22 protein-coding genes are annotated in these 26,221 nt (G+C 69.5%); 6 read left to right on the forward strand and 16 right to left on the reverse strand.

Going from position 1 to position 26,221, the window contains the following annotated elements:
• Window positions 1-6 precede the first annotated feature (6 nt).
• A complete protein-coding gene (locus tag ABZ624_RS27010) occupies window positions 7-2,772 on the forward strand; it encodes a fumarate reductase/succinate dehydrogenase flavoprotein subunit (RefSeq protein WP_360094056.1) in 2,766 nt (921 codons plus the stop codon).
• 46 nt (window positions 2,773-2,818) lie between these two features.
• Here ABZ624_RS27010 and recQ read toward each other — a convergent pair whose 3' ends face one another.
• The gene (recQ, locus tag ABZ624_RS27015) at window positions 2,819-4,804 is read right to left on the reverse strand and encodes a DNA helicase RecQ (protein WP_360094059.1); all 1,986 of its coding nucleotides are present in this window, start codon (window positions 4,802-4,804) and stop codon (window positions 2,819-2,821) included.
• Window positions 4,805-5,142: 338 nt separating this feature from the next.
• Here recQ and ABZ624_RS27020 point away from each other — a divergent pair, with 338 nt between their 5' ends.
• Complete coding sequence (locus ABZ624_RS27020; protein WP_360094062.1) at window positions 5,143-5,346, forward strand: hypothetical protein; 204 nt, start codon at window positions 5,143-5,145, stop codon at window positions 5,344-5,346.
• Window positions 5,347-5,398: 52 nt separating this feature from the next.
• Here ABZ624_RS27020 and nuoN read toward each other — a convergent pair whose 3' ends face one another.
• From nuoN to ABZ624_RS27090, 14 genes are all read right to left on the reverse strand, one after another.
• Window positions 5,399-7,048, reverse strand: a complete 1,650-nt coding sequence (nuoN, locus tag ABZ624_RS27025) for an NADH-quinone oxidoreductase subunit NuoN (protein WP_360094065.1) — start codon at window positions 7,046-7,048, stop codon at window positions 5,399-5,401.
• Window positions 7,045-8,616, reverse strand: coding sequence for an NADH-quinone oxidoreductase subunit M (locus tag ABZ624_RS27030; protein ID WP_360094068.1), 1,572 nt, complete (start codon window positions 8,614-8,616; stop codon window positions 7,045-7,047). The genes nuoN and ABZ624_RS27030 overlap by 4 nt, the downstream gene beginning before the upstream one ends.
• A gap of 5 nt (window positions 8,617-8,621) precedes the next feature.
• On the reverse strand, window positions 8,622-10,568 hold the full coding sequence (gene nuoL / locus ABZ624_RS27035) for an NADH-quinone oxidoreductase subunit L (RefSeq protein WP_360094071.1): 1,947 nt from the start codon (window positions 10,566-10,568) through the stop codon (window positions 8,622-8,624).
• A gap of 15 nt (window positions 10,569-10,583) precedes the next feature.
• A complete protein-coding gene (gene nuoK / locus ABZ624_RS27040; RefSeq protein WP_023547474.1) occupies window positions 10,584-10,883 on the reverse strand; it encodes an NADH-quinone oxidoreductase subunit NuoK in 300 nt (99 codons plus the stop codon).
• Window positions 10,880-11,722, reverse strand: coding sequence for an NADH-quinone oxidoreductase subunit J (locus ABZ624_RS27045; protein WP_360094074.1), 843 nt, complete (start codon window positions 11,720-11,722; stop codon window positions 10,880-10,882). Before ABZ624_RS27045 ends, nuoK begins: the two co-directional genes overlap by 4 nt.
• A complete protein-coding gene (gene nuoI, locus ABZ624_RS27050) occupies window positions 11,719-12,360 on the reverse strand; it encodes an NADH-quinone oxidoreductase subunit NuoI (RefSeq protein WP_360094077.1) in 642 nt (213 codons plus the stop codon). Before nuoI ends, ABZ624_RS27045 begins: the two co-directional genes overlap by 4 nt.
• A complete protein-coding gene (gene nuoH / locus ABZ624_RS27055; protein ID WP_360094080.1) occupies window positions 12,353-13,717 on the reverse strand; it encodes an NADH-quinone oxidoreductase subunit NuoH in 1,365 nt (454 codons plus the stop codon). Before nuoH ends, nuoI begins: the two co-directional genes overlap by 8 nt.
• The gene (locus ABZ624_RS27060) at window positions 13,714-16,218 is read right to left on the reverse strand and encodes an NADH-quinone oxidoreductase subunit G (protein WP_360094083.1); all 2,505 of its coding nucleotides are present in this window, start codon (window positions 16,216-16,218) and stop codon (window positions 13,714-13,716) included. Before ABZ624_RS27060 ends, nuoH begins: the two co-directional genes overlap by 4 nt.
• Window positions 16,215-17,564 carry an NADH-quinone oxidoreductase subunit NuoF gene (nuoF, locus tag ABZ624_RS27065; protein WP_360094086.1) on the reverse strand — a complete coding sequence of 450 codons (1,350 nt, stop codon included), beginning with the start codon at window positions 17,562-17,564 and terminating at the stop codon, window positions 16,215-16,217. The genes ABZ624_RS27060 and nuoF overlap by 4 nt, the downstream gene beginning before the upstream one ends.
• Window positions 17,561-18,427, reverse strand: coding sequence for an NADH-quinone oxidoreductase subunit NuoE (gene nuoE / locus ABZ624_RS27070; RefSeq protein ID WP_360094089.1), 867 nt, complete (start codon window positions 18,425-18,427; stop codon window positions 17,561-17,563). The genes nuoF and nuoE overlap by 4 nt, the downstream gene beginning before the upstream one ends.
• Complete coding sequence (locus ABZ624_RS27075) at window positions 18,424-19,749, reverse strand: NADH-quinone oxidoreductase subunit D (protein WP_360094092.1); 1,326 nt, start codon at window positions 19,747-19,749, stop codon at window positions 18,424-18,426. Before ABZ624_RS27075 ends, nuoE begins: the two co-directional genes overlap by 4 nt.
• Window positions 19,746-20,483 carry an NADH-quinone oxidoreductase subunit C gene (locus ABZ624_RS27080; protein WP_360094234.1) on the reverse strand — a complete coding sequence of 246 codons (738 nt, stop codon included), beginning with the start codon at window positions 20,481-20,483 and terminating at the stop codon, window positions 19,746-19,748. Before ABZ624_RS27080 ends, ABZ624_RS27075 begins: the two co-directional genes overlap by 4 nt.
• A gap of 71 nt (window positions 20,484-20,554) precedes the next feature.
• Window positions 20,555-21,109 carry an NADH-quinone oxidoreductase subunit B gene (locus tag ABZ624_RS27085; protein ID WP_007383964.1) on the reverse strand — a complete coding sequence of 185 codons (555 nt, stop codon included), beginning with the start codon at window positions 21,107-21,109 and terminating at the stop codon, window positions 20,555-20,557.
• 14 nt (window positions 21,110-21,123) lie between these two features.
• The gene (locus tag ABZ624_RS27090) at window positions 21,124-21,483 is read right to left on the reverse strand and encodes an NADH-quinone oxidoreductase subunit A (RefSeq protein WP_003992243.1); all 360 of its coding nucleotides are present in this window, start codon (window positions 21,481-21,483) and stop codon (window positions 21,124-21,126) included.
• Between the two features lie 751 nt (window positions 21,484-22,234).
• On the opposite strand from ABZ624_RS27090, the gene ABZ624_RS27095 reads away from it, so the two are divergent.
• Window positions 22,235-23,047, forward strand: coding sequence for a C40 family peptidase (locus tag ABZ624_RS27095; protein WP_360094095.1), 813 nt, complete (start codon window positions 22,235-22,237; stop codon window positions 23,045-23,047).
• Window positions 23,048-23,198: 151 nt separating this feature from the next.
• The gene (gene def / locus ABZ624_RS27100) at window positions 23,199-23,825 is read left to right on the forward strand and encodes a peptide deformylase (RefSeq protein ID WP_360094099.1); all 627 of its coding nucleotides are present in this window, start codon (window positions 23,199-23,201) and stop codon (window positions 23,823-23,825) included.
• 19 nt (window positions 23,826-23,844) lie between these two features.
• Here the strand turns inward: def and ABZ624_RS27105 are convergent, their stop codons facing one another.
• Entirely contained in the window at window positions 23,845-25,161 is a 1,317-nt protein-coding gene (locus ABZ624_RS27105) for a geranylgeranyl reductase family protein (RefSeq protein WP_360094102.1), read from the reverse strand.
• Between the two features lie 97 nt (window positions 25,162-25,258).
• Here ABZ624_RS27105 and ABZ624_RS27110 point away from each other — a divergent pair, with 97 nt between their 5' ends.
• Window positions 25,259-25,789, forward strand: coding sequence for a GNAT family N-acetyltransferase (locus tag ABZ624_RS27110; protein ID WP_360094105.1), 531 nt, complete (start codon window positions 25,259-25,261; stop codon window positions 25,787-25,789).
• Between the two features lie 109 nt (window positions 25,790-25,898).
• On the forward strand, window positions 25,899-26,207 hold the full coding sequence (locus ABZ624_RS27115; RefSeq protein WP_360094108.1) for a PASTA domain-containing protein: 309 nt from the start codon (window positions 25,899-25,901) through the stop codon (window positions 26,205-26,207).
• The last annotated feature ends 14 nt before the right edge of the window (window positions 26,208-26,221 follow it).

Raw genomic sequence — 26,221 nt, forward strand, 5'->3', positions numbered from 1 at the left:
ATCCCGGTGACCACCCCCGCGTCCACTTCCCTGGAGATTCCCGCCGTCGCCGACGCCGAGGAGCTGGCCTGCGACGTCCTCGTCATCGGCGGCGGCACCGCCGGCACCATGGCGGCCCTGACCGCCGCCGAGCGCGGTGCGAACGTGCTGCTGCTGGAGAAGGCCCACGTCCGCCACTCCGGCGCGCTCGCCATGGGCATGGACGGCGTCAACAACGCTGTCATCCCCGGTCGCGCCGAACCCGACGACTACGTCGCCGAGATCACCCGCGCCAATGACGGCATCGTCGACCAGTCCCCCGTCCGCCAGACCGCCGTCCGCGGTTTCGCGATGGTCCAGCGGCTGGAGTCGTACGGCGTCAAGTTCGAGAAGGACGAGCACGGAGAGTACGCGGTGCGCCAGGTGCATCGCTCCGGCTCGTACGTACTGCCGATGCCAGAGGGCAAGGACGTCAAAAAGGTCCTGTACCGGCAGCTTCGGCGGCGCGAGATGCGGGAGCGGATCCGGATCGAGAACCGGGTGATGCCGGTCCGGGTCCTCACCGCCGAGGGCCGGGCCGTGGGCGCCGTCGGCTTCCACACCCGTACCGGCGCCTTCGTCACCGTCCGCGCGGGGGCGGTCATCCTCGCCACCGGCGCCTGCGGCCGGCTCGGTCTGCCCGCCTCCGGCTACCTGTACGGCACCTACGAGAACCCCACCAACGCCGGTGACGGGTACGCCATGGCCTACCACGCGGGCGCCGAGCTGACCGGTATCGAGTGCTTCCAGATCAACCCGTTGATCAAGGACTACAACGGTCCGGCCTGCGCGTACGTCGCCAACCCCTTCGGCGGCTACCAGGTCAACCGGCACGGCGAGCGGTTCGTCGACTCCGACTACTGGTCGGGGCAGATGATGGCCGAGTTCGCCGCCGAGGTCGCCAGTGACCGCGGCCCGGTCTACCTCAAGCTCAGCCATCTCCCCGATGAGTCGCTCTCCGCCCTGGAGTCGATCCTGCACTCCACCGAGCGGCCCACCCGCGGCACCTTCCACGCCGGCCGCGGGCACGACTACCGCACCCATGACGTCGAGATGCACATCTCCGAGATCGGCCTGTGCGGCGGCCACTCCGCCTCCGGTGTCCGCGTCGACGACCACGCCCGTACGACCGTCCCCCGCCTGTACGCCGCCGGTGACCTCGCCTGCGTCCCGCACAACTACATGATCGGTGCCTTTGTCTTCGGCGATCTCGCGGGCGCGGACGCCGCCCAGTACACCGCTTACGAGGGTGAGCTTCCCGCGGACCAGGTGCGCGCGGCGCACGAGCTGATCTACCGCCCGCTGCGCAACCCGGACGGCCCGCCGCAGACCCAGGTCGAGTACAAGCTGCGCCGTTTCGTGAACGATTACGTGGCACCGCCGAAGTCCGGTGCGCGCCTCTCCCTCGCCCTGGAGGCCTTCGAGCGGATGCGCGCCGACATCGCCGCCATGGGCGCCCGCACCCCGCACGAGCTGATGCGCTGTGCGGAGGTCACCTTCATCCGTGACTGCGCCGAGATGGCCGCCCGCGCCTCTCTCGCCCGCACCGAGTCCCGCTGGGGCCTCTATCACGACCGTCTCGACCACCCCGGCCGTGACGACGTCTCCTGGTTCCACCATCTCGATCTGCACAAGTCCCCCTCTGGTGCGATGGAGTTCACGGCCCGTCCCGTGGCTCCGTATCTGGTCCCGGTCGAGGAGTTCACGCCGGTCGGCGGTCCCTCCCGGCGGTTGGGCGAGGTCCATGCCGAGCAGGTGGCCACGGCCGGGCCGCGCGAGACGGCGCCGGTCGCCGCAGGGCCGACGTCCGCGCGTGCCACCGCCTCCGCCGACCGGCCCGGCGCGCCGGGCGCGGCCTCGCCCCGGCTTCTGCAGCTGCTGGAGCTGGCCGAGGCGGGACCCGAACTCGAACTCATCGGGCCGTACTTGACCGATGAGGATCCCGCCCTCCGGCGTACGGCCGTCTCGGTTCTCACCGAGACCGCGCCGCCCGGCACCGGGCAGGCCCTGGCCGGTGCTCTCGCCGACTCCGACGCCGAAGTCCGCGCGACCGCCGCGGCCTCACTGCGCGAACTGGTCGAGACCCTGCCGCCCGAACCGGCTCTGGGTACCGCCCTCACCGACGCCCTTGCCGCGGCCGACCCCGTGGTCCGCGCCGCCGCCGTCGATGTGCTGCGCGCTCTACGGCTCGGTGATGCCGCGGTGTTCGCGGCGGCGCTGGACGACCCCGACATCGCCGTCCGCGCCGAGGCCGTACGGGCGCTCGTCTCCGTCGACGCGGTCCGGCCGCTGGCGGGTGCCGTGGACGATCCCTCCCGGGAGGTCCGGGTCACCGTGGCCAAGGCCCTGGCAGCCGTCGGCCCGGCGTCCCTGACCGCGGCCGACCGGGAGTTGCTCACCGCCACCCTGGACCGGCTCACCGGGGACACCGATCCACTGGTGCGCGGTGCCGCCTTCGCCGCGCTGGCCGGCACCGGCTGCCCGGCCCCGCTCGCCCCCCGAGCCGTGGCCGCGCTGTCGGACCCGGCCTGGCAGGTCCGCTCCGGCGCCGCCACCGCGCTGTCGGTCGCGTCCGCCGGGACCGCCGTCCCCGCCCTGGCCAGGGCGCTGGCCGACCCGAACGCCGACGTACGCAAGGCGGCCGTGCTGGCCCTGACCCGGCACCGGGCCACGGCAGAGGCGCGCGCGGCCCTCGCGACGGCCACCAGCGACTCGGACGCGGACGTCAGGGCCTACGCGGCGCGGGGGCTGTGACTCCCCTGCCCAGTGACTCCTGTGCCCGGCGCCGGCTCGTGACGGGCTATATCCAGTCGTCGGGCTCCGGCTCCTCGTCCGGCTCCGGCCAGTCGGCGTCCCGCGCGTCGCCGGCGGCGGCCGGGGCCGGCCCGTCCAGGGAGGCCAGTGCGGCCAGCACGCCCTCCCCGTACGTCGCCAGCTTCTTCTCGCCGACACCGCTCACCGTGCCCAGCTCGCGCACCGAACCGGGCCGTCGGCTGACGATCTCCCGCAGGGTGGCGTCGTGGAAGATGACGTACGCCGGCACGCCCTGCTCGCGGGCCTGTTCGGCGCGCCAGGCACGCAGGGCCTCGAAGGCGGGCAGCAGTTCGTCGGGCAGTTCCGCCACGGCTGTCCTGGCCTTGCGGTCGCCTCCGGAGGCGCCCGCCGATCGCGACCGGGAGGCGGCCGGCTTCTTCGGCTCCTTGCGCAGCGGCACCTCGCTTTCACGCCGCAGGACGGAGCCGCTCGCCTCGGTGAGCACCAGAGTGCCGTACTCTCCCTCGACCGCGAGCAGTCCCTGAGCCAGCAGCTGCCGGATGACGCCACGCCACTCGGCCTCGGCGAGGTCCTGGCCGATACCGAAGACGGACAGCTGGTCGTGGTCGAACTGGATGACTTTCCCGGTGCGCTTGCCGAGCAGGATGTCGACGATCTGCAGGGCGCCGAACTTCTGCCCGCGCTCCCGCTGCAGCCGGACCACCGTCGACAGCACCTTCTGCGCGGCGATCGTGCCGTCCCAGGTCTCCGGCGGGGTGAGGCAGGTGTCGCAGTTGCCGCAGTCCGCAGCGTCCGGGTCCTGGCCGAAGTAGGCGAGCAGCTGGCCGCGGCGGCACCGGGCCGTCTCGCACAGGGCGAGCATGGCGTCGAGGTGGGCGGCGGCCCGGCGGCGGAACGCCTCGTCGCCCTCGCCGGACTGGATCAGCTTGCGCTGCTGTATGACGTCGTTCAGGCCGTACGCCATCCAGGCCGTGGACGGCAGTCCGTCGCGGCCCGCCCGGCCGGTCTCCTGGTAGTAGCCCTCGATCGACTTGGGCAGGTCCAGGTGGGCGACGAACCGTACGTCCGGCTTGTCGATGCCCATGCCGAAGGCGATGGTCGCCACCACGACCAGGCCGTCCTCGCGCAGGAACCGCGACTGGTGGGCGGCGCGCGTGCCCGCCTCCAGACCCGCGTGATACGGCACGGCCTCGACGCCGTTGGCGGTCAGGAACTCCGCCGTCCGCTCCACCGAGTTGCGCGACAGGCAGTACACGATGCCGGCGTCACCCGCGTGCTCCTGCCGGAGGAAGGCGAGCAGCTGCTTCCTGGGGTCGGCCTTGGGCACGATCCGGTACTGGATGTTGGGCCGGTCGAAGCTGGCGACGAAGTGGCGGGCCGTCGGCAGGTTCAGCCGCTGGGTGATCTCTTCGTGCGTGGCTCGGGTGGCCGTGGCGGTGAGGGCGATCCGCGGGACGTCCGGCCAGCGCTCGCCCAGGAGGGACAGGGTGAGGTAGTCGGGGCGGAAGTCGTGGCCCCACTGGGACACGCAGTGCGCCTCGTCGATCGCGAAGACGGAGATCTTCCCGCGTGAGAGGAGACCCAGCGTGGTGTCCAGACGCAGCCGCTCGGGCGCCAGATACAGCAGGTCCAGCTCACCGGCCAGGAACTCGGCCTCGACCATGCGCCGCTCGTCGAAGTCCTGCGTGGAGTTGATGAAGCCGGCCCGCACGCCGAGGGCGCGCAGGGCGTCCACCTGGTCCTGCATGAGCGCGATCAGCGGGGAGATCACGATGCCCGTGCCGGGTCTGACCAGGGCGGGGATCTGGTAGCACAGCGACTTGCCGCCGCCGGTGGGCATGAGAACGACGGCGTCGCCGCCCGCCACCACGTGCTCGATGATCGCTTTCTGCTCGCTCCGGAAGGCCTCGTATCCGAAGACCCGGTGCAGCGTGGCCAGCGCCTCGCTGTCGGCCGTGCCCGGCCCCTCGGTCACCTGTGGCATCTCGCTGATCCCGCCCGTCGCGCCCATCGTCCTGTCCCCCGTCGGTCCCCCGTGTGTCGTCTCTCGACCGCTGCCTCCACCATAGGGGTCCGGACCGACAGCCTCGGAGTTATCCACAGGCCGAGGGAGATCGGCGCGGGGCCTGACGTCATCGCACGGACCAGTCCGGTCACCCCATCGGGTGTCCCGGACGGCCCGGCGATCACACCGGGGACATGCTTCTCGGGCGGGAGTAGCGGAGGCCGGTCCCACAGACCGCCACACACCACTACATCAGCCCGTCCCTCTGCGGCTCTCTCGACCCGGCCAGGCCCGCTGCCCTCCTTTACGAGGACGACGGCGTCGGGGGAGGCAGGCTCACGGGCGTGGAATGGATCGTGAAGGCCGACAAGGACACGCCGCGGCCGCGGCTGTTCGGTCATGACTTCGAGGGTCCGCTGACCCCCCGTAGCTCGACCATTCCGACCCGCTACTCCCTGCATGCCTGGATCTGCAAGAACAACCCCAGCGGCTTGTTCTTCGAGTGGAACCCCGAAGTGAAGTGCCCGTACCCCGGAGCACCGGGCTGACGGCGTGCGAAGGCCCCGGTTCCCTGGGGAACCGGGGCCCGGTGCAGGGGAATCAGCGCACGAACACCCCTGCCTGGCTGGCCAGGTCCAGGAAGTACTGCGGCGCCACACCGAGCACCAGCGTGACCGCGACACCCATGGCGATCGCCACCATGGTCAGCGGGGACGGCACGGCCACGGTCGGGCCTTCCGGCTTCGGCTCGCTGAAGAACATCAGCACGATCACGCGGATGTAGAAGAACGCGGCGATCGCCGAGGAGATCACACCGATCACGACCAGCGGTGCCGCGCCGCCGGCCGCCGCCGCCTTGAAGACGGCGAACTTCCCCGCGAAGCCGGACGTCAGCGGGATGCCCGCGAAGGCCAGCAGGAACACCGCGAACACGGCCGCCACCAGCGGCGACCTGCGGCCGAGCCCGGCCCACTTAGACAGATGGGTCGCCTCGCCGCCCGCGTCCCGCACGAGCGTGACCACCGCGAAGGCGCCGATCGTCACGAAGGAGTAGCCGGCCAGGTAGAAGAGGACCGACGAGACGCCGTCCTTCGAGGTGGCGATGACACCCGCGAGGATGAATCCGGCGTGCGCGATGGACGAGTACGCCAGGAGCCGCTTGATGTCGGTCTGCGTGATCGCGACGATCGCCCCGCCGAGCATGGTGATGATCGCCACCGCCCACATGACCGGCCGCCAGTCCCAGCGCATCCCGGGCAGAACGACGTAGAGCAGCCGCAGCAGCGCGCCGAACGCGGCCACCTTCGTCGCCGCCGCCATGAAGCCGGTCACGGGCGTCGGCGCGCCCTGGTAGACGTCCGGCGTCCACATGTGGAACGGCACCGCACCCACCTTGAACAGCAGGCCCATCACGATCAGGGCGCTGCCGAGCAGCAGCAAAGCGTCGTTGCCCATGGTGTTGGCGAGTGCCGGGTCGATGTTGGTGACCGTGCCGTCGACGACCTGTGCGATGCGCGCGTACGACACCGAGCCGGCGTAGCCGTAGAGCAGGGCGATGCCGAACAGCGTGAACGCGGAGGCGAACGCGCCGAGCAGGAAGTACTTGACTGCGGCCTCCTGCGACATCAGCCGCTTGCGGCGGGCCAGCGCGCACAGCAGGTACAGCGGCAGGGAGAAGACCTCCAGGGCCACGAACAGCGTCAGCAGGTCGTTGGCCGAGGGGAACACCAGCATGCCGGCGATGGCGAAGAGCAGCAGCGGGAAGACCTCGGTGGTGGTGAAGCCGGCCTTCACCGCGGCTTTCTCGCTGTCGCTGCCCGGTACGGAGGCGGCCTGCGCGGCGAAGGAGTCGACGCGGCTGCCGTCCGCGGCCGGGTCCAGGCGCCGCTCGGCGAAGGTGAACAGACCGACCAGGCCGGCCAGCAGGATGGTGCCCTGCAGGAACAGGGACGGGCCGTCGACCGCGATGGCGCCCATGGCTGCGATGTGCGCCTTTGTCGTGCCGTAGCCGTCGGCCGCCAGCCCGACCACCGCGGCGAACGCGGCGCACAGGGCGACGACGGACAGGAACACCTGCGCGTAGTAGCGGGACCTGCGCGGGAGGAACGCCTCGATGAGCACTCCGACCAGCGCCGCGCCGACGACGATCAGTGTCGGCGACAATTGTCCGTATTCGATCTTCGGTGCCGGGATCTTCGAGATCGGATCGGCCGCGGTTGTCCACAGGCTGTGGACGGCTGCTGTGCTCACTTGGCCGCCTCCACCTCGGGCTTGGGGTCCTTTTTGTGTACGTCGGACATGGTCTGCTTGACCGCCGGGTTGACGATGTCCGTGACGGGTTTCGGGTAGACGCCCAGGAAGATCAGCAGCACGATCAGCGGGGCGACGACCACGAGCTCACGCGCGCGTAGATCGGGCATCGCCGATACCTCGGGCTTCACCGGGCCCGTCATCGTCCGCTGGTAGAGGACGAGGGTGTAGAGCGCGGCGAGGACGATGCCGAAGGTGGCGATGATGCCGATCACCGGGTAGCGGGTGAAGGTGCCGACCAGGACCAGGAACTCGCTCACGAACGGGGCGAGGCCGGGCAGGGACAGCGTGGCGAGGCCGCCGATCAGGAAGGTGCCGGCGAGCACCGGGGCGACCTTCTGCACACCTCCGTAGTCGGCGATGAGCCGCGAGCCGCGCCGGGAGATCAGGAAGCCCGCGACCAGCATCAGCGCGGCGGTGGAGATGCCGTGGTTGACCATGTAGAGCGTCGCACCGGACTGGCCCTGGCTGGTCATCGCGAAGATGCCCATGATGATGAAGCCGAAGTGCGAGATCGACGCGTAGGCCACCAGGCGCTTGATGTCCCGCTGGCCGACGGCGAGCAGCGCGCCGTAGACGATGCTGATCAGGGCCAGCACGAGGATCACGGGTGTCGCCCACTTGCTGGCCTCCGGGAACAGCTGGAGGCAGAAGCGGAGCATCGCGAAGGTGCCGACCTTGTCGACGACCGCGGTGATGAGGACGGCGACCGGGGCGGTGGCCTCCTGCATGGCGTTGGGCAGCCAGGTGTGCAGCGGCCACAGCGGCGCCTTCACCGCGAAGGCGAAGAAGAAGCCGAGGAACAGCCAGCGTTCGGTGCTCGTCGCCATGTGCAGCGAACCGTTGGCGCGGGCCTGCACGATCTCCTGGAGGCTGAAGTTCCCGGCCACTACGTAGACGCCGATCACCGCGGCCAGCATGATCAGACCGCCGACCAGGTTGTAGAGCAGGAACTTCACCGCCGCGTACGACCGCTGTGTCGAGGCCGCCGCCTCGCCCTGGGCGTGGGCGCGGTCTCCGAAGCCGCCGATGAGGAAGTACATCGGGATGAGCATGGCTTCGAAGAAGATGTAGAAGACGAAGACGTCGGTGGACTCGAAGGAGATGAGCACCATCGCCTCGACGGCCAGGATCAGCGCGAAGAAACCCTGGGTGGGCCGCCAGCGGCGGCTGCCGGTCTCCAGCGGGTCGGCGTCGTGCCAGCCGGCGAGGATGATGAACGGGATCAGCAGGGCGGTCAGCGCGACCAGCGCCACCGCGATGCCGTCGACACCCAGCTCGTACCGCACCCCGAAGTCCTTGATCCAGGCGTGCGATTCGGTGAGCTGGTAGCGGGCACCGTCCGGGTCGAAGCGGACCAGGACGGTGATCGCCAGGGCGAGCGTGGCGAGCGAGACGAGCAGCGCCAGCCACTTGGCGGCGGTGCGCCCCGCGGCCGGCACGGCGGCCGTGGCGACGGCCCCGATGGCCGGGAGCGCCGCCGTCGCTGTCAGCAGAGGAAAGGACATCGGTATCAGACCGCCCTCATCAGCAGGGTCGCGGCGACCAGGAGTGCCGCACCGCCGAACATCGAGACCGCATAGGAGCGGGCGAAGCCGTTCTGGATCCGGCGGAGCCGTCCGGACAGGCCGCCGAAGCCGGCTGCCGTGCCGTTGACGACGCCGTCGACCAGGGTGTGATCGACGTACACCAGGGAGCGCGTGAGGTGTTCGCCGCCGCGTACCAGGACGACGTGGTTGAAGTCGTCCTGCAGTAGGTCGCGGCGGGCCGCGCGGGTGAGCAGGGAGCCGCGCGGGGCGACGGCGGGGACGGGCTTGCGGCCGTACTGGGCCCAGGCGATGCCGACTCCGATGGCGAGGCACACGAGGGTCGCCGCGGTGACCATCCATGCGCTGACCGGGGAGTTGCCCTCGCTGTGTCCGGTGACCGGCTCGAGCCAGTGCAGGAAGCGGTCGCCGATGCTGAAGAAGCCACCGCCCAGGACGGAGCCGACGGCCAGCACGATCATCGGGATCGTCATGACCTTCGGGGACTCGTGCGGGTGTGGCTCGGCGTGCTCGCCCTGGTGCTCCGCGGCGGGTTCCGCGCTGGGTGCCTCCGGGGAGCGAGTGGGTTGGTTCTTCCAACGCTCCTCTCCGAAGAAGGTCATCAGCATCACGCGCGTCATGTAGAAGGCGGTGATGGCCGCGCCCAGCAGGGCCGCACCGCCGAGGATCCAGCCCTCGGTGCCGCCCTTGGCGAAGGCCGCCTCGATGATCTTGTCCTTGGAGAAGAACCCGGACAGGCCCGGGAACCCGATGATGGCGAGGTAACCGAGGCCGAAGGTGACGAACGTGACCGGCATGTACTTCCTGAGGCCGCCGTACTTGCGCATGTCGACCTCGTCGTTCATGCCGTGCATGACGGAGCCGGCGCCGAGGAACAGCCCGGCCTTGAAGAAGCCGTGCGTCACCAGGTGCATGATCGCGAAGACGTAGCCGATGGGGCCGAGGCCCGCGGCGAGGACCATGTAGCCGATCTGCGACATGGTCGAGCCGGCCAGTGCCTTCTTGATGTCGTCCTTCGCGCAACCGACGATCGCACCGAACAGGAGCGTGACCGCACCGACCACGGTGACCGCGAGCTGAGCGTCGGGCGCCGCGTTGAAGACGGCTCCGGAGCGGACGATGAGATACACGCCCGCCGTCACCATCGTCGCCGCGTGGATCAGGGCTGAGACCGGGGTCGGGCCTTCCATGGCGTCGCCGAGCCAGGACTGCAGCGGCACCTGGGCGGACTTGCCGCAGGCGGCGAGCAGGAGCATCAGGCCGATGGCGGTGAGCTTGTTCTGGGAGGCGTCCCCGGCGTGGCTGAGGACCGGGCCGAAGGCGAAGCTGCCGAAGGTGGTGAACATCAGCATGATCGCGATCGACAGGCCCATGTCGCCGACGCGGTTGACCAGGAAGGCCTTCTTCGCGGCCGTCGCGGCGCTGGGCTTGTGCTGCCAGAAGCCGATCAGCAGGTAGGAGGCGAGGCCGACGCCCTCCCAGCCGACGTACAGCAGCAGGTAATTGTCGGCGAGGACGAGCAGCAGCATCGCCGCGAGGAACAGGTTCAGGTAGCCGAAGAAGCGGCGACGCCGCTCGTCGTGCTCCATGTACCCGACCGAGTACAGGTGGATCAGCGAGCCGACGCCGGTGATCAGCAGCACGAACGTCATCGACAGCTGGTCCAGGCGGAAGGTGACGTCCGCCTGGAAGCCGGCCACCGGGACCCAGCTGAACAGGTGCTGCGTCAGCGTCCGGTGTTCGGCCGCCTTGCCCAGCAGGCCGGCGAAGAGGACGACGCCGAAGGCGAAGGAGACGAACGAGAGCACCGTGCCGATCCATTGGCCGACGGCGTCGAGCCGCCGGCCGCCGACCAGGAGGACGGCCGCTCCGAGCAGGGGCGCCGCGATGAGCAGCGCGATCAGTTTCTCCACGATTCTTCCGACCCCTTACAGCTTCATCAGGCTGGCGTCGTCGACCGAGGCCGAGTGGCGGGTACGGAACAGCGACACGATGATCGCGAGGCCCACCACGACCTCCGCGGCGGCGACGACCATCGTGAAGAAGGCGATGATCTGGCCGTCGAGGTTGCCGTGCATCCGGGAGAAGGTGACGAACGCGAGGTTGCAGGCGTTCAGCATCAGCTCGATGCACATGAAGACCACGATGGCGTTGCGCCGGATCAGTACGCCGGTCGCGCCGATCGTGAACAACAGGGCGGCGAGGTAGAGGTAGTTGACCGGGTTCACTTCGACGCCTCCTCGGGCCGCTTGAACGTCGCCGGTTCGATCGTCGTGCGCTCCAGGCGGTCCTCCGCGCGCTGTTCCAGTGCACGGAGATCGTTGAGCGCTTCCGCGGACACGTCACGGATCTGGCCGCGTTCGCGCAGCGTCTTGTTGACACTCAGCTCGGACGGGGTGCCGTCGGGGAGCAGGCCCGCGATGTCGACCGCGTTGTGCCGGGCGTAGACACCCGGGGCGGGCAGCGGAGGTAGGTGGATGCCCTCGCGGACGCGCTGTTCGGACAGCTCGCGCTGGGTCTTGGCACGCTCGGTGCGCTCGCGGTGTGTGAGCACCATGGCGCCGACGGCCGCCGTGATCAGCAGGGCGCCGGTGATTTCGAAGGCGAAGACGTACCTGGTGAAGATGAGGGAGGCGAGGCCCTCCACGTTGCCGTTCGCATTGGCCTGGCCGGCGCCGTCGAACTCCTTCAGGGAGGCGTTCCCGATGCCGGTGAGCAGCAGGACGCCGAAGCCGACCCCACACAGAAGGGCCAGCCAGCGCTGGCCCTTGATGGTCTCCTTCAGCGAGTCCGCTGCCGTCACGCCGACGAGCATCACCACGAACAGGAACAGCATCATGATCGCGCCGGTGTAGACGACGATCTGCACGATGCCCAGGAAGTAGGCGCCGTTGGCGAGGTAGAACACCGCCAGGACGATCATGGTGCCGGCCAGGCACAGCGCGCTGTGCACGGCCTTCTTCATGAAGACGGTGCACAGGGCGCCGATCACCGCGACGGTGCCGAGGGCCCAGAACTGGAAGGCCTCACCGGTGGAGGTGGTGTAGGCGGCGAGGTGCGTCATCATCGGCCGATCACCTTCTCCGAGGCCGGTTCGTCCTCACCGAAGGTCGACGCGGCCTCCTGCGGGACCTCGCCCTCGGAGGGGGCGACCTGGCGGACCGTGCCGGGCGCGGCGTGTGTGACCAGGCCCCGGTAGTAGTCCTGTTCGTCCGTTCCCGGGAAGATCGCGTGTGGTGTGTCGACCATGCCCTCTTCGAGGCCGGCGAGGAGCTGCTCCTTGGTGTAGATGAGGTTGGCGCGGCTGGAGTCGGCCAGTTCGAACTCGTTGGTCATCGTCAGCGCGCGCGTGGGGCACGCCTCGATGCACAGCCCGCACAGGATGCAGCGGGCGTAGTTGATCTGGTAGACGCGGCCGTACCGCTCGCCCGGCGAGTAGCGTTCCTCGTCGGTGTTGTCGGCGCCCTCCACGTAGATGGCGTCGGCGGGGCAGGCCCACGCGCACAGCTCGCAGCCGACGCACTTCTCGAGGCCGTCCGGATGGCGGTTGAGCTGGTGCCGTCCGTGGAACCGCGGAGCCGTGGTTTTCTTCTGCTCCGGGTACTGCTCGGTCAGCCGCTTCTTGAACATGGCCTTGAAGGTCACGCCGAAGCCGGCTACGGGGTTCTGGAAACCGGGCTTGGTCTCCTTGGGCTCCTCAGCCATCGGACGCCTCCTTTCCATCCGAAGGTCCGTCACTGACAGTGTCCGATCCGCCACTGACAATCAGCTCCCGTCCGCGACGCGGGCGGCGCCTCGGCACCGGCGGCAGTTCCTGACCGGGCAGCGGCGGCACGGGGAACCCGCCCGCCATCGGGTCGAATCCGGCCTGTTCGGCGGCGGACTGACCGGCCGTCCTGGTCTTCTCGCGGAACATGTCGGCGACGAAGGAGATCAGCAGCAGGGCGAGGACTCCGCCGCCCACGTAGAGGGCGATGTCGGCGAAGTCGTAGTGCTCGTTGCGCAGGGCCCGTACGGTCGCCACCAGCATCAGCCAGGTCACGGAGACGGGGATGAGAACCTTCCAGCCGAGCTTCATCAGCTGGTCGTAGCGGACCCGGGGGAGCGTGCCGCGCAGCCAGATGAAGAAGAACAGCAGCAGCTGGACCTTGATGACGAACCACAGCAACGGCCACCAGCCGTGGTTCGCGCCCTCCCAGAAGGAGCTGATCGGCCACGGGGCGCGCCAGCCGCCGAGGAACAGGGTGGTCGAGACGGCCGAGACCGTCACCATGTTCACGTACTCGGCGAGCATGAACATCGCGAACTTGATGGACGAGTACTCGGTGTTGAAGCCGCCCACGAGGTCGCCTTCGGACTCCGGCATGTCGAAGGGGGCGCGGTTGGTCTCGCCGACCATCGTGACGATGTAGAGGATGAAGGAGACGGGCAGCAGCAGGATGTACCAGCGGTCGTGCTGCTGTTCCACGATCCTGGACGTCGACATCGATCCCGAGTAAAGGAACACCGAGGCGAACGCGGCGCCCATGGCGATCTCGTAGGAGATCATCTGCGCGCAGGAGCGCAGGCCGCCGAGGAGCGGATAGGTGGATCCAGAACTCCAACCCGCAAGAACGATGCCGTAGATGCCGACGGAGGCGACCGCGAGGATGTAGAGCATCGCGATCGGCAGGTCGGTCAGCTGCATCGCGGTGCGGTGGCCGAAGACCGAGATCTCGTTGTCGGCCGGTCCGAAGGGGATCACCGCGATCGCCATGAAGGCCGGGATGGCCGCGACGATCGGCGCGAGGACGTAGACCACCTTGTCCGCGCGCTTGACGATGATGTCTTCCTTGAGCATCAGCTTCACACCGTCGGCCAGCGACTGGAGCATCCCCCAGGGGCCGTGCCGGTTGGGGCCGATGCGCAGCTGCATCCAGGCGACGACCTTGCGCTCCCAGACGATGGAGAACAGTACGGTCACCATCAGGAAGGCGAAGCAGAACACGGCCTTGATGACGACCAGCCACCAGGGGTCACGGCCGAACATCGAGAGGTCTTCAGCTGCGAGGTACGGGCTCATGCCTCCACCTCCTTGGGGGCCTGTTCGGCGAGTGCCGCCGGGCCGATGCGGACGAGGGAGCCGGGCTGTGCCCCGGTGCCGGAGGCGACGCCGGCGCCGACGGAGTTCAGCGGGAGCCAGACCACCCGGTCGGGCATCTCGGTGATCTGCACCGGGAGTTCGACGGTGCCTGCGGGTCCGGTGACGGCGAGGACGTCACCGTCCTTGACGCCTGTCTCGGCGGCCGTCGCGGAGGACACGCGCGCGTGTGCGGCGTGCCGGGTGCCGGCGAGCGCCTCGTCACCCTCCTGCAGGACACCCTGGTCCAGCAGCAGCCGGTGCCCGGCGAGTACGGCCTCGCCGACGGCCGGGCGGGGCAGCACGCCTGCGGACTCCTGGGGCTCGGCGGCGCGCGGGCCGTCCCAGGCGCCGAGCCGGTCGATCTCCGCGCGCGTGGTGCGAAGATCCGGCAGGCCCAGGTGGACGTCCATGGCGTCGGCCAGCATCTGCAGCACGCGCGCGTCGGTCGGTGCCAGGCGGCGGGTCATCTGCTCGGGCTTGAGGGCCGCCTCGAAGAAACGCACCCTGCCTTCCCAGTTGAGGAAGGTGCCCGCCTTCTCGGCGACCGCGGCGACCGGCAGGACGACGTCGGCGTGCTCGGTGACCTCGCTGGGCCGCAGTTCCAGCGACACCAGGAAGCCGGCACCGCGGAGTGCTTCACGCGCGCGTGCCGGGTCGGGCAGGTCGGCGACCTCCACCCCGGCGACCACGAGTGCGGAGAGTTCGCCGGTGGCGGCGGCCTCGACGATGTGGTGGGTGTCGCGGCCGTAGCGCAGCGGGAGCTCGGCGAGTCCCCAGACGGCCGCGACCTCCTCCCGCGCGCGGGGATCGGTCGCCGGGCGGCCGCCGGGCAGCAGCGACGGCAGTGCGCCCACCTCGATGGCGCCCCGCTCACCGGCCCGGCGCGGAATCCACGCCAGCTGGGCGCCGGTCGAGGTGGCGGCCCGTACGGCGGCGGTGAGGCCGCCGGCGACCGAGGCGAGCCGCTCACCGACGACGATGACCGCGCCGTCGGTGCGCAGGGCCTCCGCGGCCCTCGCCCCGGGCTCCTCCAGGCCGACGCCGCTCGCGAGGGCGTCCAGCCACTCGGTCTCGGTGCCCGGCGCGGCCGGCAGCAGGCTGCCGCCCGCCTTCTGCAGGCCCCGGGTCGCGTGCGTGGCCAGCGCGAACACCTGCTGCCTGTGCTTGCGCCAGGCCTTGCGCAGCCGCAGGAAGACGCCGGGTGCCTCCTCCTCCGACTCGAAGCCGACCAGCAGCACGGCCGGAGCCTTCTCCAGGGCGGTGTACGTGACGCCCGTACTGTCGAGGTCACGGCCTCGGCCGGCCACCCGGGACGCCAGGAAGTCGGCTTCCTCGCCGCTGTGCACGCGCGCGCGGAAGTCGATGTCGTTCGTGTCGAGCGCCACGCGCGCGAACTTGCTGTACGCGTAGGCGTCCTCGACGGTCAGCCGGCCGCCGATGAGGACACCGGCACGGGAGCGGGCTGCGGTCAGGCCCCGCGCCGCCGCCTCCAGGGCTTCGGGCCAGGACGCGGGCTCCAGGACACCGTCGGCGTTGCGCACCAGGGGCGTGTCGAGGCGGTCCCTGAGCTGCGCGTACCGGAACGCGAAGCGTCCCTTGTCGCAGATCCACTCCTCGTTGACCTCGGGGTCGTTGGCGGCGAGCCGCCGCATGACCTTGCCGCGCCGGTGGTCGGTGCGGGTGGCGCAGCCGCCGGAGCAGTGTTCGCAGACCGACGGAGAGGAGACGAGGTCGAAGGGGCGGGAGCGGAAACGATAGGCCGCCGAGGTGAGGGCACCGACCGGGCAGATCTGGATGGTGTTGCCGGAGAAGTACGACTCGAACGGGTCGCCCTCGCCGGTGCCGACCTGCTGGAGCGCGCCCCGCTCGATCAACTCGATCATCGGGTCGCCCGCGATCTGGTTGGAGAACCGGGTACAGCGGGCGCACAGCACGCACCGCTCGCGGTCGAGCAGCACCTGCGTGGAGATCGGTACGGGCTTTTCGTAGGTGCGCTTCTTGCCGTCGAAGCGGGATTCGGCGTTGCCGTGCGACATGGCCTGGTTCTGCAGCGGGCACTCACCGCCCTTGTCGCAGACCGGGCAGTCCAGCGGGTGGTTGATGAGCAGCAGCTCCATCACGCCGTGCTGGGCCTTCTCGGCGACCGGCGAGGTGAGCTGGGTCTTCACCACCATGCCGTCGGTGCATGTGATGGTGCAGGAGGCCATCGGTTTGCGCTGGCCCTCGACCTCGACGATGCACTGGCGGCAGGCGCCGGCGGGATCGAGCAGGGGGTGGTCGCAGAACCGGGGGATCTCGATGCCGAGCTGCTCGGCGGCCCGGATGACCAGGGTGCCCTTGGGCACGCTGATCTCGATGCCGTCGATCGTCAGCGTGACGAGGTCTTCCGGCGGGACCGCCGCCTCTCCGCCACCCGCGGGAGCGTTGGTGGTCACGGTCATGCGTTCACCTCCGGGCGGTCCGCCCAGGCCGTCGACTTGGCCGGGTCGAAGGGGCAGCCCCGGCCCGTGATGTGCTGCTCGTACTCCTCGCGGAAGTACTTCAGCGAGGAGAAGATCGGGGACGCGGCGCCGTCGCCGAGGGCGCAGAAGGACTTGCCGTTGATGTTGTCGGCGATGTCGGCGAGCTTGTCGAGGTCGGACATGACGCCCTTGCCGGCCTCGATGTCCCGCAGCAACTGCACCAGCCAGTACGTCCCTTCTCGGCACGGTGTGCACTTGCCGCAGGACTCGTGGGCGTAGAACTCGGTCCAGCGGGTCACCGCCCGCACCACGCAGGTCGTCTCGTCGAAGCACTGCAGCGCCTTGGTGCCGAGCATCGAGCCGGCGGCGCCGACGCCCTCGTAGTCCAGGGGGACGTCGAGGTGCTCGTCGGTGAACATCGGTGTAGAGGAGCCGCCCGGCGTCCAGAACTTCAGCCGGTGGCCGGGGCGCATGCCGCCGCTCATGTCGAGGAGCTGGCGGAGCGTGATGCCCAGCGGGGCCTCGTACTGGCCGGGGCTGGCGACGTGGCCGCTGAGCGAGTACAGCGTGAAGCCCGGGGACTTCTCGCTGCCCATCGACCTGAACCAGTCTTTCCCGTTTTTCAGGATCGCGGGAACCGACGCGATCGACTCGACGTTGTTCACAACAGTCGGACAGGCATAGAGGCCTTCCACCGCAGGGAAGGGGGGACGGAGCCGCGGTTGACCACGGCGGCCTTCGAGCGAGTCGAGCAGTGCGGTCTCCTCACCGCAGATGTACGCGCCGGCGCCCGCGTGCACGGTGAGCTGGAGGTCGAGCCCGCTGCCCAGGATGTTCTCGCCGAGGTAGCCCGCCGCGTAGGCCTCGCGCACGGCCTCGTGCAACCGCCGCAGAACGGGGACGACTTCACCACGCAGATAGATGAAGGCATGCGACGACCTGATGGCATAGCACGCGATCACCATGCCCTCGATGAGGCTATGCGGGTTCGCGAAGAGGAGCGGGATGTCCTTGCAGGTCCCGGGCTCCGACTCGTCGGCGTTGACAACTAGATAGTGCGGTTTTCCATCACCCTGCGGAATGAACTGCCACTTCATTCCGGTCGGGAATCCCGCGCCGCCGCGGCCACGCAGCCCGGAGTCCTTGACGTACGCGATCAGGTCGTCCGGCGACATGGCGAGCGCCTTGCGGAGCCCCTCGTACCCCTCGTGCCTCCGGTAGACGTCCAGAGTCCAGGACCGGTCCTCGTCCCAGAAGGCCGACAGCACGGGTGCGAGCAGCTTCTCGGGGCTCGAGTCCTTCAGTTCGGCTGCCACGGTCATCACTCCCCCTCCTCTGCGGTAGGCCCTGCGGGGTGAGCCGGGTCGGAGGCCGACGTCTCCTGCGGCGCGTCATGGGAGCTGAGGTGCTCGGCCGGCGACGGCTCGTGCACCCTGTCCTGCTGTTCCTTCTGCGGACCTCCGCGCGGATGGACCACGCGCGCGGGTGCGGTCTCTCCCCTTGCCAGGCGAAGGCCCACCAGCGACGCCGGTCCCGCACTGCCGCCCTCCTCGACGGCCCCGGGCCGCTCGTCGGGGAAGCCGGCCAGGATCCGCGCGGTCTCCTTGAACGTGCACAGCCGCGCCCCGCGCGTGGGCTGTACGGGCCGTCCCGCGCGCAGATCGTCGACCAGGCGCTTGGCGCTGCCGGGCGTCTGGTTGTCGAAGAACTCCCAGTTGACCATCACGACCGGGGCGAAGTCGCAGGCCGCGTTGCACTCGATGTGCTCCAGGGTGACCTTGCCGTCGTCGGTTGTCTCGCCGTTGCCGACGCCCAGGTGGTTCTGGAGGGTCTCGAAGATCGCGTCGCCGCCCATCACCGCGCACAGTGTGTTGGTGCACACGCCGACCTGGTAGTCACCGGACGGCCCCCGCCGGTACATGGTGTAGAAGGTGGCGACGGCGGTGACCTCGGCGGTGGTCAGGCCCAGCATGTCCGCGCAGAACTGCATTCCGGTGCGCGTGACATGGCCCTCCTCGGACTGCACGAGGTGGAGCAGCGGCAGCAGGGCCGACCGGGAGTCGGGGTAGCGCGCGATCACCTCGCGCGCGTCCGCCTCCAGCCGGGCCCGGACGTCGTCCGGGTACGCGGGCGCGGGCAGTTCGGGCATGCCCAGGCTGACGCCCCGCTCCGAAGAAGAGGTGGTCACCGGTCGACGCCTCCCATCACGGGGTCGATGGACGCGACGGCGACGATGACGTCGGCGACCTGGCCGCCTTCGCACATCGCCGCCATGGCCTGCAGGTTGGTGAAGGACGGGTCGCGGAAGTGGACCCGGTAGGGGCGGGTGCCGCCGTCGGAGACGGCGTGCACGCCGAGTTCGCCCTTGGGGGACTCGACGGCCGCGTACGCCTGCCCCGGCGGGACGCGGAAACCCTCGGTGACGAGCTTGAAGTGGTGGATCAGGGCCTCCATGGAGGTACCCATGATCTTCTTGATGTGGTCGAGGGAGTTGCCGAGTCCGTCCGGTCCCAGGGCGAGCTGGGCGGGCCAGGCGATCTTCTTGTCGGCGACCATGACCGGGCCGGGTGCGAGCCGGTCCAGGCACTGTTCGACGATCCTGAGCGACTGGCGCATCTCCTCCAGCCGGACCAGGAAGCGGCCGTAGGCGTCGCAGGTGTCGGCGGTCGGGATCTCGAAGTCGTACGTCTCGTAGTCGCAGTACGGCTGCGCCTTGCGCAGGTCGTGCGGCAGGCCGGTGGAGCGCAGGATCGGGCCGGTGGCGCCGAGGGCCATGCAGCCGGCCAGGTCGAGGTAGCCGATGTCCTGCATACGGGCCTTGAAGATGGGGTTCCCGGTGGCGAGCTTGTCGTACTCCGGGAGGTTCTTCTTCATCTTCTTCACGAACTCGCGGATCTGGTCCACCGCGCCGGGTGGAAGGTCCTGGGCGAGTCCGCCGGGGCGGATGTACGCGTGGTTCATCCGAAGGCCCGTGATGAGCTCGTAGAGGTCGAGAATCATTTCACGATCACGGAAGCCGTAGATCATGATCGTGGTCGCGCCGAGCTCCATGCCGCCGGTGGCGATGCACACCAGGTGGGAGGACATGCGGTTCAGCTCCATCAGGAGCACCCGGATGATCTTGGCGCGTTCGGTGATGTCGTCCTCGATGCCGAGGAGCTTCTCGACGGCGATGCAGTAGGCGGTCTCGTTGAAGAAGGACGTCAGGTAGTCCATGCGCGTGACGAAGGTGGTGCCCTGCGTCCACGTGCGGTACTCGAGGTTCTTCTCGATGCCGGTGTGCAGATAGCCGATGCCGCAGCGGGCCTCGGTGACCGTCTCGCCGTCGATCTCCAGGATCAGACGGAGCACTCCATGGGTGGAGGGATGCTGGGGACCCATGTTGACGACGATGCGTTCGTCGTCGGCGCGGGTCGCGGACTGGACGACCTCGTCCCAGTCGCCACCGGTGACCGTATAGACGGTGCCCTCGGTGGTTTCCCGGGCGGCTGCTGACTGGGTGCTGCTCACGAGTACGACCTCCGCTGGTCCGGAGCCGGGATCTGGGCGCCCTTGTACTCGACGGGGATGCCGCCGAGGGGGTAGTCCTTGCGCTGCGGGTGGCCCTGCCAGTCGTCCGGCATCATGATCCGGGTCAGGGCCGGGTGACCGTCGAAGACGATCCCGAAGAAGTCGTAGGTCTCGCGCTCGTGCCAGTCGTTGGTCGGGTAGACGGAGACGAGGGACGGGATGCGCGGGTCGGCGTCGGGGGCGCTGACTTCGAGGCGGATCAGCCGGTTGTGGGTGATCGAGCGCAGGTGGTAGACGGCGTGCAGCTCGCGGCCCTTGTCGTGCAGGTAGTGGACGCCGCTGACGCCGGTGCACAGTTCGAAGCGCAGGGCCGGGTCGTCGCGCAGGGTGCGGGCGACGCGGAGCAGGTACTCGCGTTCGATGTGGAAGGTCAGCTCGCCGCGGTCGACGACCGTCTTCTCGATGGCGTTGTCCGGGAGGAGTCCCTGTTCCTCCAGGGCGCCTTCCAGTTCGTCGGCGACCTCGTCGAACCAGCCGCCGTAGGGGCGGCTCGCCGGTCCCGGGAGCCGGACCGAGCGGACCAGGCCGCCGTAGCCGGAGGTGTCGCCGCCGTTGCTGGCGCCGAACATGCCGCGCTGGACGCGGATCTCCTCGCCGCCCTGGCCGCGCTGGCCGGGGAGGTTGGAGGCGGAGAGGTCCTTCTCGGGGTTCACCCCGTTCGCGGAGCCGTTCACCCCGTTCGCGGAGCCGTTCGCCCCCTTCGCGGAGCCGTTCACGCCGCCTGCGCCGTTTCCGTTCGCGTCGCTCACCGCAGCAGCCCCTTCATCTCGATCGTGGGCAGGGCCTTGAGCGCCGCCTCCTCCGCCTCGCGGGCCGCTTCCTCGGCGTTGACGCCGAGCTTGGAGGACTGGATCTTCTGGTGGAGCTTGAGGATCGCGTCCATCAGCATCTCGGGGCGGGGCGGGCAGCCCGGCAGGTAGATGTCGACCGGGACGATGTGGTCGACGCCCTGGACGATCGCGTAGTTGTTGAACATGCCGCCCGAGGAGGCGCAGACGCCCATGGAGATCACCCATTTCGGGTTGGGCATCTGGTCGTAGACCTGCCGGAGCACCGGCGCCATCTTCTGGCTGACCCGGCCGGCGACGATCATCAGGTCGGCCTGGCGCGGTGAGCCGCGGAAGACCTCCATGCCGAAGCGCGCCAGGTCGTAACGGCCGGCGCCGGTGGTCATCATCTCGATGGCGCAGCAGGCGAGGCCGAAGGTGGCGGGGAAGACGGACGCCTTGCGCACCCAGCCCGCGGCCTGCTCCACGGTGGTCAGCAGGAAGCCGCTCGGCAGCTTTTCTTCGAGTCCCATGTCTTTTAAGCCCCTCAGTCCCATTCCAGGCCGCCGCGCCGCCATACGTACGCGTACGCGACGAAGACGGTGAGCACGAAGAGCAGCATCTCCACGAGCCCGAAGATCCCCAGGGCGTCGAAGGTGACGGCCCAGGGGTAGAGGAAGACGATCTCGATGTCGAAGACGATGAAGAGCATCGCCGTCAGGTAGTACTTGATGGGGAAGCGCCCGCCGCCGGCCGGCGTGGGGGTCGGCTCGATACCGCACTCGTAGGCCTCGAGCTTGGCGCGGTTGTACCGCTTCGGACCGATCAGCGTGGCCATGACCACGGAGAAGATCGCAAAGCCTGCCCCGAGGGCTCCCAGTACGAGGATGGGCGCATACGCGTTCACCGCTCCTCGCTCCTCTCAGTCGGCGCTGACTGCTGGCGGTTGCACTGGTGCACTGCGCTCACTTCCGCCTCACCGGTCCCACGAGCCCCGTCGTCCCGGGCGAAGATCGAGAACATGTGAAGCAGGTCACAAGCCCAGTTGCCACGCATCTTATGCCCGCCGGTCTGTGATCTGCGACACGGGGTATTCCACAAGCTTTGTGATCTCCACCACCTGACGAAGGATCATGAAGTCGGATGATGGGTGATCTTCATACGCGAAGCGTTCAGTTGATCACCAGAAGTGACATTTTCGCTTGTCACCGCAGGCCGGAGGGTGCGTCTCCATATCAAGAGAGTTCCGCTGCATGCAAATTGGTGCTGGACGCAGGTGCCTGGTAGTGGGCGGCGTTCACACATCAGAGGGAGCCGTGGGTGCGGTGTGGACGGAGGTGCGGGCACGTGCATGCGTTCACGAGCGCCGCGCGCACGGGACGCCGCGCTACCGGTAACCGTTCCGTGACCTCCGCCACATCAATGAGAGGCTCCTAAGAACCGGGCTTGGCCAACGACCCCAACCGGTGGTAAGCGGGGGGCAATCCGGACGTAATGATCAAACACCGTGATCAAGGGCTTGATCACCGACGTCCGCAATGTCCGTTACGGCGTCAATAAAGAGCGACACGCCCGGGATTCTGGGTCTCGATTGAGCAACTGTGGCGCAGCACACGTTTCTTGAAGATATGAAGGAGCCCCTGGTACCGCTTGTTCCCATGTCCCACACCGCTCACATACGCAGCCACCGGAAGCCCCGCCGCAGCGCGTCGACCCTCGCGATGCGGGCCGGAGTTGCCGGTGGCGTCCTCAGCACCCTGGCAGTCGCCGGGGCGTCCGGCTCGGCGAACGCGGCCGAGCCGGTGACGCAGACCCTCGAACTGCCCACCCTGACGGCCGACCTGGCCGCTCAGGCGGCCAAGTCCGCGGACGCCACCCAGCAGGCCGCCGCGAACTACCAGCTGCAGGCCGAGCGTGACGCGGCCGCCGCAAAGGCCGCGAAGCAGGCCAAGGCGGACCTCGCCGAGGCGAAGCAGAAGGCCGCCGAGGCCAAGAAGAAGGCCCAGGAGGCCGCCCGCAAGGAGGCCGCAGCGCGCGCCTCCCGCAACGCGGAGCGTACGACGCTCTCCGCCACGACGGACACCGGCAGCACCTCCACGAGCACGTCCACGGCCACCGGCTCGGCCGCGGCCGTCATCAGCTTCGTCAAGGCGCAGATCGGCAAGGCGTACGTCTCCGGCGCCACCGGCCCGACGGCGTACGACTGCTCCGGCCTGGTGCAGACGGCCTTCAAGCAGGTGGGCATCAGCCTGCCGCGCGTCTCGCAGGACCAGTCGACCCAGGGCACCCAGGTGTCGCTGAGCGACCTGCAGCCGGGTGACATCCTGTACTGGGGCAGCGCGGGCAGCGCCTACCACGTCGCGGTGTACGTGGGCGACGGCATGTTCGTCGGCGCGCAGAACCCCTCCAGCGGCGTCGGGGAGCACCCGCTGTCGTACGACCCGCCGACCGGCGCCGTGCGGGTGCTCTGAGCACTCCCGCGCCTCTCAACGCGCGTAGGGCCGCAGCCGCTCGGGGGCAGCGGCCCTTGCGTTCGTTCCCGGCACGCCAGGGCGGTGTTCCTGACATGCTCGGCACGGGCCGCCGCCCGGCGGTCCGTCCATGAGCGAAGGAGACCGCGCGATGCCACGCGCGTTCGTACAGGGAAGGCCCGCCGACCACTACCCCCGCCACGCCCCGGAGGCCCGGCGTGGTGCGGTGCGCCGGATCACCGTGGCCGGTGAGGAGGTCCTGCACAAGCCGTGCCGGGACGTCACGGAGTTCGGGCCCGACCTCGCCGCACTCATCGACGACATGTTCCTCACCCTGTATGTCGCCGAAGGGGCGGGACTGGCGGCGAATCAGGTAGGGGTCGATCTCCGGCTTTTCGTGTATGACTGCCCCGATGACGATGGTGTCCGGCATGTCGGACACGTCGTCAATCCGGTGCTCGAAACGCCCACGCGCGGGCGACGACTGCTGGACGAGGGCGATGGCTGCCTGTCGGTACCGGGTGCCGTGATGGCCGTACCGCGGCCGGACCGGGCCGTCGTACGCGGGCAGGACAAGGACGGCCGGCCGGTCGTCATCGAGGGCACGGGGTATTTCGCGCGCTGCCTCATCCACGAGACCGACCACACCAACGGGTACATCTACCTGGATCGGCTCTCCAAGCGGGAGAAAAGGGACGCGCTGCGGCAGATGGCGGACCGGCGGGACGAGGTGTTCGCCCGCCGGGCCGCCAGGGCCGCGGAACTGAGCCGGGCCTAGCAGAGGCCCTGGGAAAGGCTCACGCCTTCGGGGCCACCTTGCTCAGGCCGTTGATGATGCGGTCCATCGCGTCGCCGCCCGTGGGGTCGGTGAGGTTCGCGAGGAGCTTGAGGGTGAACTTCATCAGCATCGGGTGCGTGAGGCCGCGCTGGGCGGCGATCTGCATGACCTTCGGGTTGCCGATGAGCTTCACGAAGGCGCGGCCGAGGGTGTAGTAGCCGCCGTAGGTGTCCTTGAGGACGCGCGGGTAGCGCTGCAGGGCGATCTCGCGCTGGGCGGGCGTGGCACGCGCGTGTGCCTGGACGATGACGTCGGCGGCGATCTGGCCGGACTCCATGGCGTAGGCGATGCCCTCGCCGTTGAAGGGGTTCACCAGGCCGCCGGCGTCGCCGACGAGCAGCAGTCCGCGCGTGTAGTGCGGCTGGCGGTTGAAGGCCATGGGCAGGGCGGCGCCGCGAATGGGGCCGGTCATGTTCTCGGGGGTGTAGCCCCAGTCCTCGGGCATGGAGGCGCACCAGGCCTTGAGGATCTCGCGCCAGTCCAGCTCCTTGAAGGCGGCGGAGGTGTTCAGCACGCCGAGGCCCACGTTCGACGTGCCGTCGCCCATGCCGAAGATCCAGCCGTAGCCGGGCAGCAGACGGTCCTGGGGGCCGCGGCGGTCCCACAGTTCCAGCCAGGACTCCAGGTAGTCGTCCTCGTGGCGGGGGCTCTCGAAATACGTCCGGACCGCGACGCCCATCGGGCGGTCCTCACGGCGGTGCAGGCCCATCGCCAGGGACAGGCGGGTGGAGTTGCCGTCGGCGGCCACCACCAGAGGCGCGTGGAAGGTGACCTCGCGCTTCTCCTCGCCGAGCTTGGCGGTGACGCCGGTGATCCGGCCGGTGCGGTCGTCGACGACCGGGCCGCTCACGTTGCAGCGCTCGTACAGCCGCGCCCCCGCCTTCTGGGCGTTGCGGGCGAGCTGCTCGTCGAAGTCGTCGCGCTTGCGGACCAGTCCGTAGTTCGGGTAGGAGGCCAGTTCCGGCCAGTCCAGCTGGAGGCGGGAGCCGCCGCCGATGATGCGCAGGCCCTTGTTGCGCAGCCAGCCGGCCTCCTCGGAGATGTCGATGCCCATCGCCACGAGCTGCTTCACCGCACGCGGGGTGAGGCCGTCGCCGCAGACCTTCTCACGCGGGAACTCGGTCTTCTCCAGGAGCAGGACGTCGAGACCGGCCTTGGCGAGGTGGTACGCCGTCGTGGAGCCGGCCGGCCCCGCGCCGACGACGATGACATCGGCCGTGTCCCCGGAGAAGGGCTCGGGGGCTCGCTCGGAGTGGGGCTCGGTCTCGACGGTCACGGCGGGATCTCCCCAAGTTCGAAATCTGCGTGCCGACCGGCACTGGACATGGGCAGTCTATTCAGCAGAATTGACCACCCGGCTGAAGGGCTGCCCTGTGAACCGACCCCTCCCCGCGGTACGGCTGCGCGTTCCGACCCACGAGGACGCGATCGCCTGGCACCAGGTCTTCGCCGACCCCGAGGTCATGGAGTTCTACGGCGGCAGGCCGGCCGCGCTGTCGGTCTACGAGGAACTCACCGCGCGCCAGCGGCGGCACGACGCGGAACTCGGCTTCTGTCTGTGGACCCTGCTGGACGAGTCCGGGGAGGTCGTCGGCTTCACCGGAGCGCAGCCGTGGCGGCCCGACTGGGGGCCGGTCGGCGAGATCGAGATCGGCTGGCGGCTGGGCCGGGCGCACTGGGGCAAGGGGTACGTCACCGCGGCCGCGCGCGAGACGCTGGAGCGGGTGCGGGCGGCCGGGGTGCCGGAGGTGGTGGCGATGGTCCGGCCGGGCAACGAGCGGTCGGTCGCGGTGACCCGGCGGCTCGGGATGCGGCCGGCGGAGACCTACCCGCATCCCACGCTGAACGAGTCGGCGCTCTGCTTCCGGCTCGCCCTCGACACCCGCACAAGTGACGCAGCGTAGTTGTCTGTTACAGAAAGCCACCAACTCCTTCCGGCTCGGGCGCACGGGAGTTACCCTTCCAGTACCGCTGGGGGTGACATCTGTGCGTATAACACCCAAAACACCCGAAGTGCGCGTGCCGCGGCTGGTCGGACTGATGGCCGTGGACGCGCGCGAAACGGCCCGGGCGCGGGGCCTGTTCCTCAACGCGCCGGACCGCCCGGACTTCCACCTCACGGTCGTCGACTACGTCGTACGCCAGTACCCGCAGCCCGGCGCCGAGGTGCCGCGGGAGTCGATGGTGTACGTGTGGTTCGACTTCGGTGAGGGAGAGGGCGGCGGGGGCGTGCGCGAGCCACGCATCCCGCGGCCGCCCACGGGCGGGCTCCAACGCGAACTCGGTGAGCCCGGCGACGCCTTCGAGATGATCAACCGCTGAGCCCGCCGCTCCGG

The sequence above is a fragment of the Streptomyces sp. NPDC007205 genome (genome assembly GCF_040634095.1).
Classification (GTDB): Bacteria; Actinomycetota; Actinomycetes; order Streptomycetales; family Streptomycetaceae; genus Streptomyces.

What these genes read in the sequence shown, in the direction of transcription:
- recQ (WP_360094059.1), bottom strand. Translation starts at nt 4,804, where the DNA reads ATGGGCGCGACGGGCGGGATCAGCGAGATGCCACAGGTGACCGAGGGG.
- nuoI (WP_360094077.1), bottom strand. Translation starts at nt 12,360, where the DNA reads ATGGCTGAGGAGCCCAAGGAGACCAAGCCCGGTTTCCAGAACCCCGTA.
- ABZ624_RS27060 (WP_360094083.1), bottom strand. Translation starts at nt 16,218, where the DNA reads ATGACCGTGACCACCAACGCTCCCGCGGGTGGCGGAGAGGCGGCGGTC.
- def (WP_360094099.1), top strand. Translation starts at nt 23,199, where the DNA reads ATGCCACGCGCGTTCGTACAGGGAAGGCCCGCCGACCACTACCCCCGC.
- nuoH (WP_360094080.1), bottom strand. Translation starts at nt 13,717, where the DNA reads ATGAGCCCGTACCTCGCAGCTGAAGACCTCTCGATGTTCGGCCGTGAC.
- ABZ624_RS27085 (WP_007383964.1), bottom strand. Translation starts at nt 21,109, where the DNA reads ATGGGACTCGAAGAAAAGCTGCCGAGCGGCTTCCTGCTGACCACCGTG.
- ABZ624_RS27030 (WP_360094068.1), bottom strand. Translation starts at nt 8,616, where the DNA reads ATGTCCTTTCCTCTGCTGACAGCGACGGCGGCGCTCCCGGCCATCGGG.
- ABZ624_RS27045 (WP_360094074.1), bottom strand. Translation starts at nt 11,722, where the DNA reads ATGATGACGCACCTCGCCGCCTACACCACCTCCACCGGTGAGGCCTTC.
- ABZ624_RS27095 (WP_360094095.1), top strand. Translation starts at nt 22,235, where the DNA reads ATGTCCCACACCGCTCACATACGCAGCCACCGGAAGCCCCGCCGCAGC.